The organism is Kluyvera sp. 142486 (assembly GCF_046569695.1).
In the GTDB taxonomy this organism is placed as follows: Bacteria; Pseudomonadota; Gammaproteobacteria; order Enterobacterales; family Enterobacteriaceae; genus Kluyvera.
On record NZ_JBKHUI010000027.1, the window covers coordinates 23740 to 43103 of the forward strand.

At 54.3% G+C, this 19364-nt stretch carries 5 protein-coding genes, 1 other RNA gene and 1 pseudogene; 3 read left to right on the plus strand and 4 right to left on the minus strand.

Features of this window, described 5'->3' with window-relative positions:
- The first annotated feature begins 111 nt into the window (after window positions 1-111).
- A complete protein-coding gene (gene smpB / locus ACLGE8_RS21635; protein WP_035894933.1) occupies window positions 112-594 on the plus strand; it encodes an SsrA-binding protein SmpB in 483 nt (160 codons plus the stop codon).
- Between the two features lie 44 nt (window positions 595-638).
- On the opposite strand, the gene ACLGE8_RS21640 is transcribed toward smpB, so the two are convergent.
- The 4 genes from ACLGE8_RS21640 to ACLGE8_RS21655 all read right to left on the minus strand — a co-directional run bounded on the left by ACLGE8_RS21640 (window position 639) and on the right by ACLGE8_RS21655 (window position 17527).
- A complete protein-coding gene (locus tag ACLGE8_RS21640; protein ID WP_333496743.1) occupies window positions 639-1808 on the minus strand; it encodes an HlyD family efflux transporter periplasmic adaptor subunit in 1170 nt (389 codons plus the stop codon).
- Window positions 1805-3952 carry a type I secretion system permease/ATPase gene (locus ACLGE8_RS21645; RefSeq protein ID WP_411001153.1) on the minus strand — a complete coding sequence of 716 codons (2148 nt, stop codon included), beginning with the start codon at window positions 3950-3952 and terminating at the stop codon, window positions 1805-1807. Before ACLGE8_RS21645 ends, ACLGE8_RS21640 begins: the two co-directional genes overlap by 4 nt.
- A 23-nt stretch (window positions 3953-3975) precedes the next feature.
- Entirely contained in the window at window positions 3976-5289 is a 1314-nt protein-coding gene (locus tag ACLGE8_RS21650; RefSeq protein WP_411001159.1) for a TolC family outer membrane protein, read from the minus strand.
- 97 nt (window positions 5290-5386) lie between these two features.
- Window positions 5387-17527, minus strand: coding sequence for an Ig-like domain-containing protein (locus ACLGE8_RS21655; RefSeq protein ID WP_411001155.1), 12141 nt, complete (start codon window positions 17525-17527; stop codon window positions 5387-5389).
- A 555-nt stretch (window positions 17528-18082) separates the two neighbouring features.
- On the opposite strand from ACLGE8_RS21655, the gene ssrA reads away from it, so the two are divergent.
- Window positions 18083-18445, plus strand: a transfer-messenger RNA (tmRNA) gene (gene ssrA / locus ACLGE8_RS21660).
- A 166-nt stretch (window positions 18446-18611) separates the two neighbouring features.
- A pseudogene (locus ACLGE8_RS21665) lies at window positions 18612-19268 on the plus strand (phage integrase central domain-containing protein); the annotation flags it as partial.
- Between the last annotated feature and the right edge of the window lie 96 nt (window positions 19269-19364).

Below are 19364 nucleotides of genomic sequence, written 5' to 3' on the forward strand. Positions count from 1 at the left end.
TATCTACTGCTAAAAAAAACGGAGGCGGGCTATATCGTGCTAAGATAACCCATTGCGCCTCGCGGGAGCTTGAGGCAGTGTTATTGAGATAAGCGATAAGTTCAGGACATTATGACAAAGAAAAAAGCACACAAACCTGGATCAGCCACGATTGCGCTGAATAAACGCGCCCGCCACGAATACTTTATTGAAGAAGAATTTGAAGCGGGCCTTGCCCTCCAGGGTTGGGAAGTGAAATCCCTGCGCGCAGGTAAAGCCAACATTGGCGACAGCTACGTTATCCTGAAAGACGGCGAAGCCTTCCTGTTTGGCGCGAACTTCACCCCGATGGCCGTGGCATCAACGCACTACGTTTGCGATCCTACACGTACCCGTAAACTGCTGCTTAACCAGCGCGAACTGGACTCTCTGTTCGGGCGTATCAACCGCGAAGGTTACACCGTGGTGGCGCTGTCGCTGTACTGGAAAAACGCCTGGTGTAAGGTAAAAATCGGCGTGGCGAAAGGGAAGAAACAGCACGATAAACGTTCCGATCTGAAAGATCGTGAATGGCAGCTCGATAAAGCCCGCATTATGAAACATGCCGGCCGCTAGTCATGGCAACGCTTGCCTGCACCCGCAGGCAAGCGTCGTTCTTCTCACCGTTCCCTCAGCGCTTCCTTCATCTTGTTCAGCGGCTTAATCAGGTAATCCAGTACTGACTTCTGCCCCGTTTTAATCTCCACGTTAGCAATCATCCCTGGCATTATCGGGAAACGCTTACCCTGCTTATTCACCAGCTCCGCCTGCTGGGTACGCACGTAAACCCGATAGTAAAACTGATCGCGGCGCACTTCATCCTGCAAGGTGTCAGGCGAAACCACCTCGACGGTGCCTTTTAAATCGCCGTAGATAGAGGTGTCGTAGGCGGTAATTTTGACGGTCGCCGGCAGGCCGGGACGGATATAGGCGATATCACGAGGGTTAATCCGCGATTCGATAAGCAACTGGTCTTCCAGCGGCACAATCTCCATCAGCTTGCCGCCGGGTTGCAGCACGCCTCCGACGGTATTGACCTGGATATCTTTCACCACCCCGCGCACCGGCGAAAAAAGCGATGCACGCTGGACCTGGTCAGCTTTACCCGCCATCACCTGCAGTTGCGCATCCAGATCGGCATCATTCTTCACCTGCTCTTCCCGCGCCCGCACCGCATACTGGTTACGCGCTTCATCCATCTTACCGCGCAGCTCAGCGGCCTGACGTTCAAGGCGGATCACCTCTACCTCACCCGCTGCGCCCCGGGCAATCAGCGGCTTAGTCATCCGGATTTCGGCATCCACCAGTTGCAGCGTTTTTTGCAGATTGCTGAGGGTTTCATTCAGCGTTCTGCGCCGGGACTCGTACAACTGCTTCTCACGGGCGACCAGCGCAGGTTCCTGCAGTGATTCGGCGCTAAACTTCAGCGGCAGCCCGCTCAGCTCCGCACTTAAACGCTCGCTGGATGCCCGAAGCGAGCGGACGCGTACCGCCGCTTCGCCGAAGTTCGATTGAAAGCGCGTCTGGTCAAGACGCGCCAGCATCTGCCCACGATTGACAATATCGCCCTCTTTCACCAGCAACTGGCTGACGATACCGCCGTCCAGGCTCTCAATCACCTGCGCATGGGTAGAGGGCGTGACTTTGCCCGTCCCCACGGTCACCTCATCAAGAATTGCCCAGCGTGCCCACAGCACAAAGACGACAAGACCCAGAAAACTTAACCAAACTACCGACGACGAGAGACGGCTCTGGCGATTTAGCTCATCCTGCATTTTCGCTTCAATCATTGCGCACCCCCGGGAACAATCGAGGCGACGTTGCTGTTCTTCCTCGCCTGATTCAGTAGCGTATCGCGCGGGCCATCGGCCACCACCTTACCGTTTTCCAGCACCACAATGCGGTCGACCAGCTTGAGCAGGGCTGGACGATGGGTCACCAGCACCAGCGTGCGCCCGGTCAGCCATTGTTGAAGCTGGCGAATCACCCACTCTTCCAGCTGTTCGTCCATCGAAGCAGTCGGTTCATCCAGCAGGACAATTTGCGGGTTACGCACAATCAGGCGGCTTAACAGCACCATCTGCCGCTGCCCGCCCGATAAACCGCGCCCACCTTCATTGATCATCCGGTCAAGGCTTGCGGCATCCTGCTGCACCAGCGTAATCGCCCCGCTAATCCGCAGCGCCTGAATCAGCTCCGCTTCGGTAGCATGAGGATGACCCAGCATCAGGTTCTGCCGCAGCGTGCCGAAAAAGAGCCGAGAATCCTGCGAGAGATAGCCGATCTGTCGCCGGACGTCGGTCGGGTCGATGTGCGCCATATCAACGCCATCGATAATAGTTTTACCTTTGGTGGCCTGAACCTGCCCGGAAAAGAGCCGCAGCAGCGTTGATTTCCCGGCTCCGGTTTTCCCCAGAATGGCGACCCGCTCACCGGGCATAATCTCCAGCCCGTCAATACTCAGCGCCTGCTCGCCCTTTTCCACGTCATAGCTGTACTGCATCTGCTGCATCTGATAGTGCCCCGCCAGCACCGGGCAGTGCGCCATCTTCTTATCCGACTCTTTATCCAGCGGTTTTTTCAGCAGTTCGTTCAACCCGGTCATCGCCGATTTCGCATGCTGCCAGCGCGAGAAGACCATCGTCAGCTGCATCAGCGGCGCAATGGTGCGCGACGACAGCATGCTGCACGCCACCAGCGTACCGGTGGTGATGCTGCCATCAATCACCAGGAAGCAGCCAAACACCAGCATGCCGGCGTAAGTTATCTGCTGAACGGTGGATGCCCAGCCGCTAAGCCGCGCGCCCCAGATTCGCTGCTTCATGCCGATGCTGGCCCCGACGGCGTGCGTCGTCTCCCACTGGCGCTGGAAGTAAGGCTCCGCCTGCAGCGCCTTAATGTCCTCTACCCCTTCAATCGACTCCACCAGCACGGCGTTACGAATGGCGCTCTCACGCATCCCCTCTTTAGCGAGCCTGGCCATTGGCCACTGCACCAGAAGGCCTGGGATCACAATCAACGGGATCGCGATCAGCGGGATCACCACCAGCGGGCCGCCCACCATCGCGATGATCACGATAAACAGCAGCACGAAGGGCATATCCATCGCCGCACCCACCGTCGTGGAGGTCAGCAGTTCGCGCACCTGATCCAGCTCGCGCAGCTGCGAGATAAACGATCCGGTGGACTTCGGCCTGGCATCGTTTTTAATCGACATCGCCCTGGCAAAAAACATCGACGATAAATTCAGGTCGATATGTTTGCCCATGATGTCCGAAATGTAGGTTCGCGCCAGGCGGATAAAGAACTCCAGCGCCGCCGCCAGCAGCACGCCAAAAAACAGTACCCACAGCGTAGGGAACGACTGGGCCGGAATAACCCGGTCATAAACCTGCATCGAAAACAGAATGCCGCCCAGCGCCATCACGTTACCGACGATAGAGGCCAGCGCGATTTCAGAGAGCTTGCGCCCGGTATGGCGGAAGTGGCGCCAGAACCAATGCGCCTCCCACGGGCGGGTGAAATCATCAATACGCGAGTCACGCCCACGCACCGCAATACCCAGCATCACCACATCGGAAGTGATCCGCTCAAGCAGCGTCTCCAGCGCCTCTTCCCGCACCAGATCGCCGCCGTTGCTGAGCCAGTAAGTCACCAGCCCCTCGGCGTTGAGCGACTCCAGCAGCATGATTTCGCCACTTTCCATCTGCACAATGGCGGGCAGGTTCTGGGCGCTCCAGCGCATTTTTGCCACCGGGACGCGGTGCACCTGTAGCCCCATCAGCCCACTAAGCCTTTGCAGGCGCACGTCGATCGGTAAATTTTCAAACCAGCGCATCTGTTGACGCACGGCAGGCGCATCCGCAGGCAGCCCAAAACGGCCTGCCGCACGCACCATCACATTGATCCAGCTTTCGGTATCCGGCTGTTGCATAACCACTCCTGCATCCGTGTTGTCTAAAGTGCGGGTAAGTCGTCACCGACGGTTCGGCTGCGCTCGATGCCTAACATATCAAGTAGGTTATCGGCGGCCCCCGCGTAGCGTACGGCAGCATCCCACGCGTCGTAGCGTGCGGTTATGGTGGCGCTATCGGCCTGAAAAACGTCTTGTTCGATACTCAGCAGGTCGTTCAGGCTGCGCTTGCTGAGGCGATATTCATCGCGATAGACCCGGCGGGCCAGCTCGGCGGTAGACGACTGCGCCTCCCCCGCCTGCTGGCGGATCTGCGCGCCGGTGAGATCGGCCCAGGCGGTCGCGGCGCGCTGGTTCATGTCCAGCTTGCTCGCTTCAACCTGAGCCTGAGCGCTTGCCCGGTCCCCTTCTGCCGCGTCCACGCGAGCACTGACCGCACCGCCCTGGTAGAGTGGCGCATCAACCACCAGCTGCACCTGATCGTCCCAATAGTTGCTCTGATCGTTTTCATAGCGCGTCCGCCCGGCCTGCACCGAGATGGTCGGCCAGTGCTGGGCCTGCGCCTGACGAATACGCTGCTCCGCCGCCAGCTGCTTAGACTGGGCGCTGCGTACCGCATTGCTGCGTTCATACGGAAGGGAGTTAACGGAGAATTTTTGCTTCATCAGATCTTCTGGGAGATCCGGCAGGTTGTCAGAAACCACCCCCGTCAGCACGCTTAGCGCCGCCTGTGCGGTGCGCTTCTGCGCCTCAAACTGGGCAACCGTGGCGTTCATGCCGGCGATACGCGACTCCGCCTGGAGCACATCGGACTGAGAACTCAGACCCGCCTGGGCCCGCAGTTTCGCCATCTCCTGAATCGCCTGAAGCGACTGAATATTATTGCGCGCGACCTGCGCCAGCGCCTGATAGCGCTTTACCTGCAGATAGGTTTGCAGCGTTTGTGTGCCAACGTCGTTGAGGGCGCTGTACAGCTCAAAGCGCCATGCGTCGGAGAGGTTGTACTGCTCATCGATGCTGCCGCCGGTTTTACCAAAATCGTACAGCAGCTGTTTTAGCGAAACGCCGCCAGAACCGTTGTTATTCAACGATCCGGCGGAGTCAGTACGGTGCGATCGCCCCATGTTGCCCTGCAGGGAGATCTGCGGGAACCAGGCGCTTTTCGCTTCATCAAGATTCGCCCGGCCGACGCGGATCTGTGCGGAGGCCTGGGCGATTTTCGGGTTACGGGCAAACGCCCGCAGTATCGCTTCCTTAATGGTCAGCTGAGCCTGAAGCTGTTCGCTTGGGGCCGATTGCCACCGATATTGTCCTTCGTTACCGGGAGCCGCCAACAGATTAGCCATCGGTAACATCATTAACAGTAGAGATACGGCACGTTTCATTTTTCCACCTTAGGATTGCCCGTGGTGATATTGTTGATTGCCCGCCTCATCCCTGAGGTGTTAGTTCCCGTTAGACCATGTTGACATGCAGTCCGTGCTGAATGAGGACATCGCTAAGCGTATTGGTTTGCGAACTGTTGTGATAAACGTCGAACATCACGCCGTTAACTTCGCGCTGCTCAGTAATCGCCCAGGTATCATTCGCGCCGTGTTTCAGGTTGATCTGGTCGCCGTCGCTGCCTTTGATCAGCAGGTCGTCTTCCGGTTTATCGGTGATCGTCAGCGCTTCGTTAACGTCCAGCGTGATGCTGTTGTTCCCGGATTTGCCTAGATCGATAACCTCAATATTGTGAACTTTCCCCGCCAGTTCGATGAGATTCAGAATGATATTGGAGCCATCCAGCACCAGGGTATCGGTTCCCGAGCCGCCGTCGATTTCGGTAAAGCCCAGCGATGAGAGATGGATGGTGTCGTTACCGGTACCGCCATGCACCGTATCGCCGGTCTGCGTGGTGCCATCGGCAAGGTCGACGCTCAGACCGCCGATGGTGTAGGTGGTATCTGTGGTGGTGGTGGCCGTCTCATGAGTGGCGGCGGCAGTTGTCGTGGAGTTCGAACTATCCGAACTTGTCTGCGAGCTGTTGTCCGAACCTTCGTTGGCACTGGCGGCAAGGATGGAGAAGCTGGCCGCTTCCGCCATCATCGTCGAAGCCCCCGGTGGTGGTGTAGTGGTTGCGTTCCCACCGCCAAGCCCAACGTTCAGGTAGGCCATATTGCCCGCCGAATCTGCCGCAGAAAGGTAAACAATCGTGCTCAGCGAGAGGATTTTCACCAGATCCAAACTGAGATTAAGCTCCGTACTCCATGTTCCGTCGGCTCTAACCGTCGCACTTCCGTACGCCAAATTCGCCAGGTTAATGTTAACGAGCGATCCTGCCTCAAGGTTATGCGATGTGCCGCTGAGGGTCAGAATGGCCGGTTTGGTCAAACCTAACGAACCCAGTAGCCCACCGACTAGCCCCAGAAGACCATTGATTACCCCCGATAGTACTGGCGTCAGGCCCAGATCTGGCTGAGTCAACTTCACGGCAACGTCGGTTGATTTCGTGTCGGTATTACCTACCCGGTCGGTGACGGAATAGGTAATGGTGGCGGTATTCCCCTGCAACGCTTTTAACACGGTATTGCTGATGGAGGCCGTCCATGTACCGTTACTGTTCACCGTGCCGCTAAACGAGGTGCCCCCCACGGTTACCGTCACCACCGAACCGCTGGTAGCGTTGGTAATTGTGCCGCTAATTATCTGCCCGGAAGCCGCTTCACTGATATTGAGTTTGCCATCAGTGAACAGCGTGGATACCGAGATAGATGGCGTATGAAGGATGACATCCAGCGCGCCCGTCGTGCTTGCCACTTTACCTGCAGAGTTGGTCACCGACACGCTAACGCTTTGCTGACCATCGCTCAGGCCAGTCAGCGCGCTGGACGGAACCGATACGGCCCAGGTACCGTCGGCCGCCACGGTGGCAAAATAGCTAACACCGGCCACCAGCACTTTCACCTGAGAACCGATGGCATTCTGGCTGATACCCGAAATGGTCTGTGCGACCTTCGATTCCGCGCTGTTCAACCCGCCGTTCAGCACCCCCGCCACCAGGTTATCGCCGAACAGCGAGGTAATCGTGACGGAAGGCGTCGCCTGAATTGCAACGGTAACCTGCTGAGTGTCCGATGCGACGTTGCCTGCTACATCGGTCGCCGTCACGCTGACCTTCAGCCCGTTCAAACCCGAGCCATCCTGCAGATTCTGCAATGAGGCAGCCGATAGCGTTATTTGCCACAGTCCGTTGGCGCCGATGGTCGCCGGAATACTCAGCGACCCCACACTGACCATAATTTGCGTGCCCACCGCCAGGTTGCTGCTGGTACCGGATAACACAGGGTTGGTCAGCAGATCGATAAGATCCAACGTTCCATCGCCAAACAGCGTATTCAGATGCAGCGATGGCACCGCCTGTACAATCGCGTTAACCGTTTTACTGCCGGTCACCGTATTGTTCACGGCATCAATCACCGATGCGGTAACGTTGAATACGCCGTCTTTTATCTGCGACAGCGTTCCCGCCGGCAGCGATAACGTCCAGTTGCCGCCGCTGAGATCAGCCTGATAATCGATACCGTTTACCGTCACCTTGACCTTATTCACACCATCCGCCAGACCGGTCACCGTTCCGGAAATAGTCTGCGTCGCAATGGCTTCTGTATGGTTAAGATAGCCGTCGTTGCCGAACAGCGAGGTGATCGCGACGACCGGCAGGTTTTTCAGCCCAACGGTAATGTTAGGCCCCGCCGTGGTTAAGCTATTACCATCCGGCGTGGTCACGGTGATGCTGGTAGCAAATAGCCCATCCGTCAGGCTGGCAAGAACGCTCGGCGACAGGTTGATCGTAAACCCACCCGAACTGGTGCTGACGACGCCGTTAAAGATTTTCGATCCAATGGACACCTGGACCGTTGAACCTATCGACGCATTGCCAATCGTACCGACGATCGTCTGGTTCGACTGCGACTCAAGAAGGTTCAGCAGATTGTCACCAAACAGCGTCATGTTTTGCAGGACCGGAGCAACCAGATCCAGCTTAATCGACCCGGTCTGACTCGCGGTATTACCGTACTGATCGGCCGCCGTAATCGTAATACCCACACTCCCAGTCCCCAGTCCCTGCAATACCGATTTTACCGCATCTGGTAAATTCACCGACCAATGTCCGGTACCGTCTACGTTGGTCGTAAACGCCGTGGTAGTACCAACCTGGATGGTCAGGGTTCTACCCGCAAGATTAGTCGCCGTCCCGCTGAGGAGCGCCCCCGCCAGTTCAGGAATACTCAATATGCCGTTGCTAAATAGCGTGTCGAGAGAGATTGCCGGCAGATTATGGGTGACCACATTAAAGCTGGCGCTGGTGTTAATCACGTTGCCGGACGTATCGGTAATCGTCACGCCGACCGTCGCCATCCCATCCGGGAGGGCTTTGAGTACGTTGGTTGGCAGCGAAGCCGTCCAGGCCCCGAGCGAATCCACCGTTGCCTGTATCGTCTGACCACCAAGGGTAAGCACCAGCGTTTTGACGTTCGCAGCCTGGCTGACCACCCCGGAAATGACCTGATCCGCGCCGCTTTCCACCAGGTTAATGACGTTATCCGCAGTCACCAGCACGTTAGTTATCGCGGGAAGGTTCGTTAGCGCCAGACTCACCGCCGTGGACTCACTGGCCTTATTACCATAGCTATCGACCACCTCGACGTTCATCGTGAGCGAACCCGTCGTCAGACCAAGCCAGATAGAAGGCGAAAGTTCGATGGAATAGCTTCCATCCGCTGCGACAGGGATATCTTTGGCGATAGTATTACCCACAATGATCAGCGAGACTTTTGCTCCCTGCGCGTTGCCCGTAATCTTACCGGTCAGCAGTTGCGTCACCAGCGATTCAGCAAGGTTGACCACGTTATCAGCGGTGACCTTATTGAACAGCACGTCCAGCAGTGGGTTAAGTGCGATGTTCGTCGACAGGTTTTGAGTGGTGGTGTTGCCTGCCGTATCGGTGGTGGTAACCGTCAGCGACAGTGGGCCATCACTTAATTTTGCTAAATCCGCGGCATCAAGCTTCACGCTCCAGTTTCCAGACCCATCGACCGTAGCGATCAAATGCGTGGACATAAAATCAACCGTAACGGTGTTGCCCGGCGCCACCACCCCTTTTAGCAAAGGGCCGGTATCAATATTAAGCGTCGTCAATACGGCCGGCAAACCTGCCGTCACGCTCAGCGTCGGAGCACTGCCATAGACAGTAATTGCCTGCGTTTCATCATGAGTATTACCTGCCGCATCGCTGATGACTGCTTTAATTTCGTAAGTTCCATTACTCAGCGCAGCCATATCGCTTATCGGCACGTTCGCCGACCAGACTCCCCCTGAAACCTGCGCATAATACGTTTTATTATTCAGTGTAATGGTCACTCGGGCACCATCCGTGTCGGACGTTCCGCTAATAACCTGCACCATCCCTTTTTCACTGATATTCACATAGCCATCCGTAGCAAACGTATTTAGATCTAACGTTGGGGCTACACGGTCAACAATCACCGTTTGAGTACCGATCGCCCCTGGCGCGGCAGAGCTGGTTACGGTGATCGTATAGTTGCCGTCAGTTGGGAACCCCGAGGTCGGAAACGTTACACTCCAGGTTCCATCATTTTTCACAAGGAGATCATGGATTAACGTAGGGAAACCTGACTGTGTATTCAGGATCGTAACATCCACAAGCGTGCCAATTGGGAGGTTAAGCGCGTGACCAGAGATCGACACATTTCCACTTGAAAGCTCAGTGGCGTTGATATAGTTATCACTAGCCACCGCATCAACGCTAAGCGAAGGCACCGTATTGGTGAGATTGATAACCAGCGTCCCGGCATTGCCTGCTGTTGCCGTGTTCCCCGCCTGATCTATCGCCGTAACCGAAAAATCCCCGGTGGCGAGCAATTGCATCTGCGCAGGCGTTAACTGAAGCGACCAACTGCCGTCAGCCTGCACCGTGGTGGTGAAAGAGACGTTAGTGACGACGCCAACAAAAGTAACGGTAATCGTATCGCCCTTCTGCAGATGGCTGGAAGTACCGCTAATCACCTGATTGGTCAAACTTTCTATGTAAGTCAGCGTGTTATCGCCAGCAAACGGTGTAGTGACGGTAACGGTCGGCTTGTCCAGCAGCAACGTAACCGTCGCGCTGGCGGTATTGGTGTTGTGGACACCGTCATCAAGTGACACGGTAATATTCTGCAAACCGCGTTCGCTAATGTCCGACCACTGATCGGCGGTCAGCTTCAGCGTCCATAAGGTTCCCGTTACCTCGGCATTAAACGTATGTGTGCCGATCGTCACTTTCACCGTCGATCCAGATGCATACGGTGACGAAAGCGTGCCGTTGAACGTCACGCTGCCCGTAGACGCATCCACCGCGTTAACAAACGTTGGCGCGGTGACGGTCACCGAAGGTGGCGTCAGCGCAACCTGATAATTGGTCGTACTGGTCGTGCTGTTGCCGTACTGGTCCTGAGCATAGATGACTATCTGATGCTGCCCAGCAGAGAGCGATTGTAAAGACCCGGCAGGCAAGTTAACCGTCCAGTTTCCAGTCGCATCAACCGTTGCCGTGTAAAGCACGCCGTTAACGTCAACCTTCACCGTCACATACTGGTTCGCTCCAGTAACCCCGGTTTTGCCGGTCAACGTCGCCGCGCCCGCCGCCTCTTTGATATTGAGGAAGCCATCGCCGAATGGGTTAATCACCTCTGGAGACGGCCGCACAGAATGTACGGTGACATTGATAGGAGTGGAGGTATTGCTGTTGCCCGCGCGGTCGGTCACCGTCACGGTAAAGCCCAGGGAGTCCAGATTTTTCAGCGCCGCCAGATTCGATTGCGGGATGGTGACCGACCAGTTGCCATTAGCATCTACCGTGCCTGTCGTATAAACCGTGCTCCCTAACGTCAACACGACGCTCTGACCGGTACCGATAACACCGGTATTCCCTTTGATGATTTGGTCCGCCTGGGTTTCAGCGTAGTTAATAACGCTATCACCAAATGGCGTGAGGTAAGTTGCCACCGGCAGCGTATGGGTAAGCACTTCAAAGCTGCCCTGCCCGGAGATCTGATTACCGGCAATATCGGTCACGGTCACGTTAACCTGCAGCACGCCGTCCGGCAGCGCCTTAAGATCCGCACTCGACATTGGCAATGACCAGGTGCCATTACTCAATACCTGAGCGGCAACCGCCGGCCCGTTATTGATGCTGACCATCACCGATTTCACCAGCGTAGAATCAATATTAAGTGCACCGGTCAGAGCACCTGGAGCGGATGCTTCCGTTGCGTTTAATATCCCATCGATGAACGGTTTAGCCAGGGTCGGAGGGGTCAACGGGTCGGTATAGACCTTCACATCGAGTGCGCCGGACGCGACCTGATTACCCGCTCTATCTCCCACCACCAGCGTTAGCTTATGACCACCATCCTGGATGGCGTTCAGCTGAGATGGCGTCAGTACCACCGACCAGTTGCCGTTAATATCAACCGTACCGGTGAACTCCTGGGAACCATCCAGGGTAACTTTTACGGTTTGCCCCATTCCCGATTGTCCGGTACTACCAGTCAGTGTAATCCCAGCATTGGCCTCTGCCTGGCTTAAAATATTGTCGGAACCAAACACATTAGCCGGCAGCGTTGCCTGAGCCACCCCCAGCACCACATCGAGATTGCCGTGCGCCGTGGCTGGGTTCCCCCAGGCATCATTCGCGGTAACCGTGACATCCAACTGACCGCTGGTCTTCAACGCCCCTGGCGTGACGGCCACAGTCCAGGTATTGCCTGAAACGGTACCGTAAAACTTATCATTGCCAATCGTTACCGTAACCGAAGTGCCATTTACCAAACCGTTGGCCGTACCGGTCAGCGTTGCGCCCAGTTTTGCCTCAGCGATGCTGACGATATTATCAACAAACATTGACCCCAGCGTGATGCTCGGCCCACTGGTCGTGTTGACGCTCACATTCACGGTACTTTCCGCGGTATTTCCTGCCGCATCGGTGCTGGTAAAAACAAGCGATGCCGATGGCGGGAGCGATTGCAGGTCGGCTGCCAGCAGCGTCATCTGCCACTTGCCCTGACCGTCGACGACCGCCGAGATAGTTCTGTTATTGATGCTGAGCGACACGGTTTCACCCACGCTACCCTGACCGCTAACGATGCGATCGACCGCCGCTTCAGCAATATTGAGATAGCCATCGCTGAAGACCGATTTCGCCACGTCCACCACAAGCGTCGGCGTAGTCGTATCTACAGTGATGTTATGCGTGGTGCTGGCAGGGTTTTGCGCTGCATCAGCGGCATCCGCCTTGATGGTATAAGTGGTATCCGTCAGGAGTTGGACATCGCCCTTCGATACGGTGAAACTCCAGCTGCCATTTTTATCGACCGTCGCGGTGTAGGACTTAGCATTCAGCACCACCGCCACCACCGTTCCAGTAGCCAGTCCCGTTGATGTACCGCTAATCAACAGCGATGTTTCATGCTCAAGGGCGTTAATCAGATCATCCTGCGCGATCACGCTGATGGCGAGCGTCGGCTGCGAAGCTGGCTGGGCGATAAAGGTGACGGTATGTTCGCCAGATGCAATATTCCCGGCAAGATCGCTGACCGTTACGCTAATCACCTGCGCACCGTCAAGGACATTGGCAACATCAGTTTGAGGAACGGTGAATGACCACGTGCCGCCAGCCTGCACCTTCGTGTAGTAAGTCTGACCGCCAAAAATAATCTTCACATCCCGGCCAACCTCAACGTTCAGCGTGGTACCGCTGATGATAAGATCGCCCCCGGCTTCAACTTTATTGACGTAATCATCGGTCGAGATTTTGTCTACCTGAATCTTCGGCGCATTGAGCGGTGACGCATCCAGCGTGAAGCTTGTCGATGTCGTCGTGCTGTTACCTGCGTAGTCAGTAGCTGTCACCTTCACAGTGACCGGGCCATCCGGCACGCCAGAGAGCACGCCAGCAGGCAGCATAATACTCCAGGTACCGTTCGACTGGAGTATTGCATCATAGCTTTGCCCGTTTACCAGTACGACGAGCGTCAGCACGTGTTTCGAGTCATACGTCCCCGTTCCGCTAATCGTCAGCGGGCCCGCGGCTTCAATGCTGTTGACAATGTTATCGACGGTGACCGAGTCAACGCTAAACGTTGGTGCACTCTTATCCACCACCAGCGGAGTGGTTGTCGAGTTCTGATTACCGACGGCATCAGTGACGCTAACGCTCACCGTATGATCGCCATTGCCTAATACCGCCAGTTGCCCCGGCGTCAGCGCCAGCGTCCAGTTACCGTTTGCATCAACGATAGCAGTCAACGGAGTGCCATTATCCAGGGTGATAGTGACAATTTGCCCTCCCCCCTTGATGCCGGTAGTACCGCTCAGGCTTCCGCCAACCAGGGCTTCGGCGGCATTGATTACGCCATCGCCAAACGGCAAATGTATCGCGGGCTGCGGCAGCGTCTGGGTAATAATCGTAAACTGATGCTCGCTGGAGACGACTTTGCCATCCACATCCAGCGCTGAAACGGTGATCGTCGCGGTTCCGTCTGCAATCGCAGCGGCATTCTGCTTCGACACCGTCGTAGTCCAGGCACCGCTTGCGGAAACAGTGGCGCTATACTGCAAGCCGTTAATAGTGATCGTCACAACGCTATTTTCAGGGATCCGCGCAGAGGTACCGCTGATGGTCAACCCATCATCGATACCCGCCGCGTTGATTTTATCCGTTCCCTCGACGGGGCTCACGGTAAGCGCGCTGATATCGGTATCAACGCGGAAATCTTCGCTGACCGATGGCGAGGTGTTGCCAGCCGCATCAGTGACGGTAGCCGTCACGCTATAGGTTCCTTTGGACATCCCGGAGAGTGTTGAGGATGAGACAAATACCGACCAACTGCCGTCCGAATCCACGATGACATCAGACAACGCGCTACCATTAAAAATCACCGTGACTTTAGCGCCAACCTCCATCGGTATCACTTTCCCTGTCAGCGTAATGCCCGCATTTATCTCCGCAATATCAACGATATTGTCTTTGGTCACGGGATCAATCACCACCTTCGGCGCAATGGTGTCGACGGTGACGTTATGGTTCACCGTTGTGCTATTACCTGCGGCATCCGTCGCAGTCACCGTAATGGTCGTTACGCCGTTGGGTAAGACGGACAGCGCAACGGTGTCGAGTGCAACTGACCAGCTGCCGTTGAGAAGCGTCATCGGATAGGATTTATTATTAATCGTCACCACGACCGATTGCGCATCGGCTGACGCACTGGCCGTCAGGGTAACGCCCTGAGCAATATTAATACTGCCTAACAGATCGTTAGCGTTAACCGGCGCGACCGTTAATACCGGCGGCGTTTTATCTACGGTGAAGGAGGCAGAGGTGGAACCGGGGTTACCCGCCACGTCGGAGTAGTTAAAGGTTATCGAATTGGCACCATCGGCCAGGCTCTCTATCGCCCCCTTAGGCAGCGTGATTGACCACGAACCGTCAGCCTGTACAACGCCAACGTATTGCTGGCCATTCAGCATCGCAACAATCTTTTGCCCACTTCCGGAAATGCCCGTTTTACCGGTAATCGTTTGGTCTTTAGACGATTCGCTGAGGTTAACAATATTATCGCCGCCAAAAAGCGGATCGACGGAAAACGCAAATTTGGTATGGATAGCCACCGTAAAGCTATGGCTATCAATCACAGTGACCCCGTTGCTTGTGGCACTCGCCGTGAGCGTAATTGGCCCATCCGCCAGGCCGGTTAACGATAAGGGGTTTGTCTGCCAGGAGCCATCCGCTAAGACGGTGGCGCTATACGCCACGCCGTTGAACATCACGGTGACAACGGTACCCTGCGGCAAACCGGCGCTGGTTCCCCGGATGATCAGGCCACCGCTGGCTTCCGCGATATTCAGGTAATCATCGCCAGCGACAATGTTAATGGACAGCGCATCGCTGTTGGTATCGACGCCAAAATTAGCGTTAAGGGTTGTGCTTTGCCCGTAGCCATCCGTAATGCTGACCGTTAGGTTTTGCGAGCCATCTGCCAATTTTTGCAACTCAGCGGCCGGAATCGTAACCTGCCAGTCACCGGATGCGTTGGTGACGGTTTGGTAGCTTTTACCATTCAGAACCACCGTCACCGAACTATTGGCCTCTGCGTTCGACCCACCGCGCAGGATCTGATCGGATTTGACCTCCGCCGCATCAAGCACGTTGCCGTCGGTGAAAGCCTGCACCGAGATCTTCAACGCCGCCGTTTTCACGCTGACCGTTTGCGTTACCGTAGTGGTATTTCCTGCCTCATCGGTTAACGTAGCGATCAGAGTGCTATTGCCGGTTACCAGTTTACTAAGGTCCGCTGATGGCAATGAAATCTGCCAGGAACCATCTTCTCCAACGAGCACGCCAGGGTAGGTCTTTCCATTGAGCGACACCACCACGGTTTTCCCGCTTTCGCTCACCGAAGTCATTCCTCTTAGCGTCTGGTCGCTTAACAACTCGCTGCCATTAAGCTTGCCGTCTCCCGTTAGCGGCAGGATGGTCAGAGGTGGCGGGACGGTATCCACAACGGCCGTTGCCGACACTTTGCTGGTATTGCCTGAGGCATCACTCGCATTTGCCGTTACGGTCAGCGTGCCATCGGCTATTTTTTGCAAATCCCCCGCAGGAACCGTGATTTTCCACGTGCCGTTGGTATCGACCGTTGCATTATAGGTTTTACCGCCGAGTTGAACGGTAACCGATTGACCCGCTCCCGTTACGTTAGTTCTACCACTCAGAATCTGATCAAGTTTCTGATCGCTCGCGTTCAGATAACCGTCACCAAACACCTGGTCAAATTCCAGATTAGGCAGGTTGTGGATCTGTACATTCAGCGTGTGCGCATCCATTGCAGTATCGGTATTGAGTGTTGCCTCCGCCGTAATCGTTTTAGGCCCATCCGACAAGGCGAGGAGATCATCCGACGGGATCGTCACACTCCAGTTACCGGCGGCGTCAATTTTGCTCACAGGGTATGGTTTTCCATCTACCGTTACGATAACCGTAACGCCTGGCGCAAATCCTGTTACCACCCCTCGTACTTCCAGCGGCTGCGACGCTTCGTTGGCATTCAGGTAATCATCGGCCGAGAGGATGGCGATGGCGATGGCGGAGTGGGACGTATCAACGGCAAAATTTTCAGTCGCGCTGGTACCGCTTCCCGATACAGAAATGGTTGAAGTCCCATCGGACAACGACCCTAAATCTCCCGCTGGGATGGTGGTTTTCCACGAGCCATCACTTAAAACCTGAGCGTAATAGGCTTTATTAATCCCTGAAATGGTGATGGTCAAAATCGTCCCAGTGGGGAGATTGATAGAATGGCCGCTCACCGTCTGGTTAAGCAGTATTTCCGCACTGCTTATACTGTTATCGATAGTAAAGGGATCAATGGTAATGCTTGAGATAACAAAATGCGTATGAACAGTCTCGCTGCTGGTGGTCACGTTACCGGCAAGATCCGTCGCGCTGTAGGTAATCGTATAGTCCCGACCATCGCTCAACTGCGCCATATCCGCCTGAGGGATAGTTAACTTCCATTGCCCATTCGCATCAGGCACCGTGGTGTATTGTTTGCCATTCAGCGTGACAACGATTGTTGATCCCGCATCTTTCACATCAACAGTACCGCTCACAATCTTATCGGCACTATGCTGCGCCTGCGTCACCGTTCCCCCGGTCGTAAACGGCGTCACCGTCAACTGAGGAGGTACGGTATCCACCGTGATCACACTCTCTTTAGAGTAAGTCGCACCGCCCGAGGTGGTGAGGGTGACTTTGAGGGAATAGATACCATCAGTCAGTGTTTGCAGAAGTGAAGGCGGCAGTGGGGAGCTCCATGTACCGTCTGCATTAATCGTCGTACTCCAGGTTTGACCATTCAGGCTAATCGTCAGCGTGCTGCCCGCAAACTGAGACTGTACGCTGCCACTAACGGTTTGTGCCGAGCTAATTTCCTGTTTATTAAAAATATTATCAGTCGCAACGGGTGCAATGGTGATCGTGGGTGTTGGCGTTGTTGCCTGCTTATTGTCACTACTGTCGCCGCTATTGCTCGCCGCTGCCGCCACACCAATTACGCCTCCAAAGGCGGCAATTCCACCCAGCACGGCAAGCGCAGATAGACCGCTCGCGCCAATCAGCGAACCCAGCGCTACATCACTGAATACAGGCAAAATCGCTTCGGCAGCAATAGGCCCCGCCTCCGCCGCCGCAGGGAATACCGCATGATGAACGCCCAACTGATCTTCAAAGATAAGCTCGCTATGCAACCCCTCTTCATCCAACAGGAAGAAGTTTTGGTAGCGCACCGTCGTGCCATCCTTCATATGGATAATCAAGTCATTTCCCTGACGTTCATAAGAGCCCACAACGTCCGGAGAAGCGTGAACGCGAACGACACTCGACTGCGTCAGATTGACAACCCGATCGCTTTCTTTTGTATATTCCATCACGAGATTACCGGTTTTCCGGTTTAATACATCGACGGTGCCTGGCAGGCTATTTGACGGGGGCATAGATTCACCTCGAAAAAAATTCGAATATGGTCATCAACCCTCGTCTATACGAGAGCTAACGCACAGTATTAAATTTGTTAAATTTATGACTTCTGCTACACACTCTCACTCAAAATTCATCTGATTGTTTTTAAAGGAAAAACAATCAGATAGCATTGGAATTAAAAAACAGCAATATAAACACATATATACAAGGTTCTATGTATAGGCAAATGCAAAGGTAACAAAACATTGTTATTTTTCACGATGTACAATATATCTCTCAATTATCAAAAAATAAGTTAAGTCAGACTAAACCAGTGATAGAAGCAAATTAATTAAAATTCAAATAATCAACGCGTTAAAATTAATATTGCGAATATACATGATATATCATGTATTTATTTTAATATTCTTTCATCGATACGTTTCTATAGCCATAAACGCAAAAACAGAGACCATAGCCGCTGCACGGTGTCTGTTCATATTCTAGCCACATCTTCCATATCAACCCCCCACCACAATCTGGGCTGGTATGCCGCATAACAAATCTGTTATACTTGCTGCCACACTATTGGGGCTGATTCTGGATTCGACGGGATTTGCGAAACCCAAGGTGCATGCCGAGGGGCGGTTGGCCTCGTAAAAAGCCGCAAAAAATAGTCGCAAACGACGAAAACTACGCTTTAGCAGCTTAATAACCTGCTCTGAGCCCTCTCTCCCTAGCTTCCGCTCTTAAGACGGGGATCAAAGAGAGGTCAAACCCAAAAGAGATCGCGTGGAAGCCCTGCCTGGGGTTGAAGCGTTAAAACTAATCAGGCTAGTCTGGTAGTGGCGTGTCTGTCCGCAGGTGCCAGGCGAATGTAAAGACTGACTAAGCATGTAGTGCCGAGGATGTAGGAATTTCGGACGCGGGTTCAACTCCCGCCAGCTCCACCACTTTTTAGTTGTTTGAAGTACAATGAAGTCTACTAAGCCCGCACAGCACAAGCTCTGCGGGCTTTTTTACGTCCATAGTAGTCTACCGAGAATTGCTAGAAGCTACTCGTTATGGCACCCTTTTTGGGACCCAACACAAAGGGTCCAAAACATGAGGGTCCCAAACATGGCAAAAATCGCTAAGAAGCTCACTGACACTGAAATCAAAAGCACCAAACCTGCCGAGAAAGAGGTTAACCTTTTTGACGGCGATGGTTTGCTCCTGCGAATCGCTCCCCTAGTGAAGGGAGGGAAGAAAAATTGGTATTTCAGATATGCAGTGCCTGTGACCAAAAAGCGAACTAAGGTGAGCTTAGGAACCTATCCTCACCTTACACTTGCGAAGGCACGAGCTTTACGTGATGAATACTTGTCGTTGCTTGCAAATGGTATAGACCCACAAGTTCATAACACCCAGAAAGCCAATGCCCTAAAAGATGCAACGGAACATACATTTCAAGCAGTAGCCAAGAAGTGGCTTGATGAGAAAGTCAAAACGTCAGGCATCTCCCAGGATCATGCTAACGACATCTGGCGAAGCCTAGAAAGAAATATCTTTCCAACGTTGGGTGATACCCCCATTAAGGAGATTCGCCCTAAAATGCTTAAACAGCATCTAGACCCCATAGAAAAACGAGGTGTCCTTGAAACACTTCGCCGCATCATATCCCGCCTGAATGAAATTTTCCGCTATGCAGCAACAGAAGAACTCATAGAATTCAATCCGGCTGACAATCTTGCCCAGAGATTTAGTAAGCCGAAGAAACAGAACATGCCAGCCCTGCTGTAAGTATCCCGGCAAAACGACCCATTCACTTTTAGAGATCTTCCGACATACTGATTATGTCCCCTGAGGAGATCGCTATGCGTAAGATCCGAT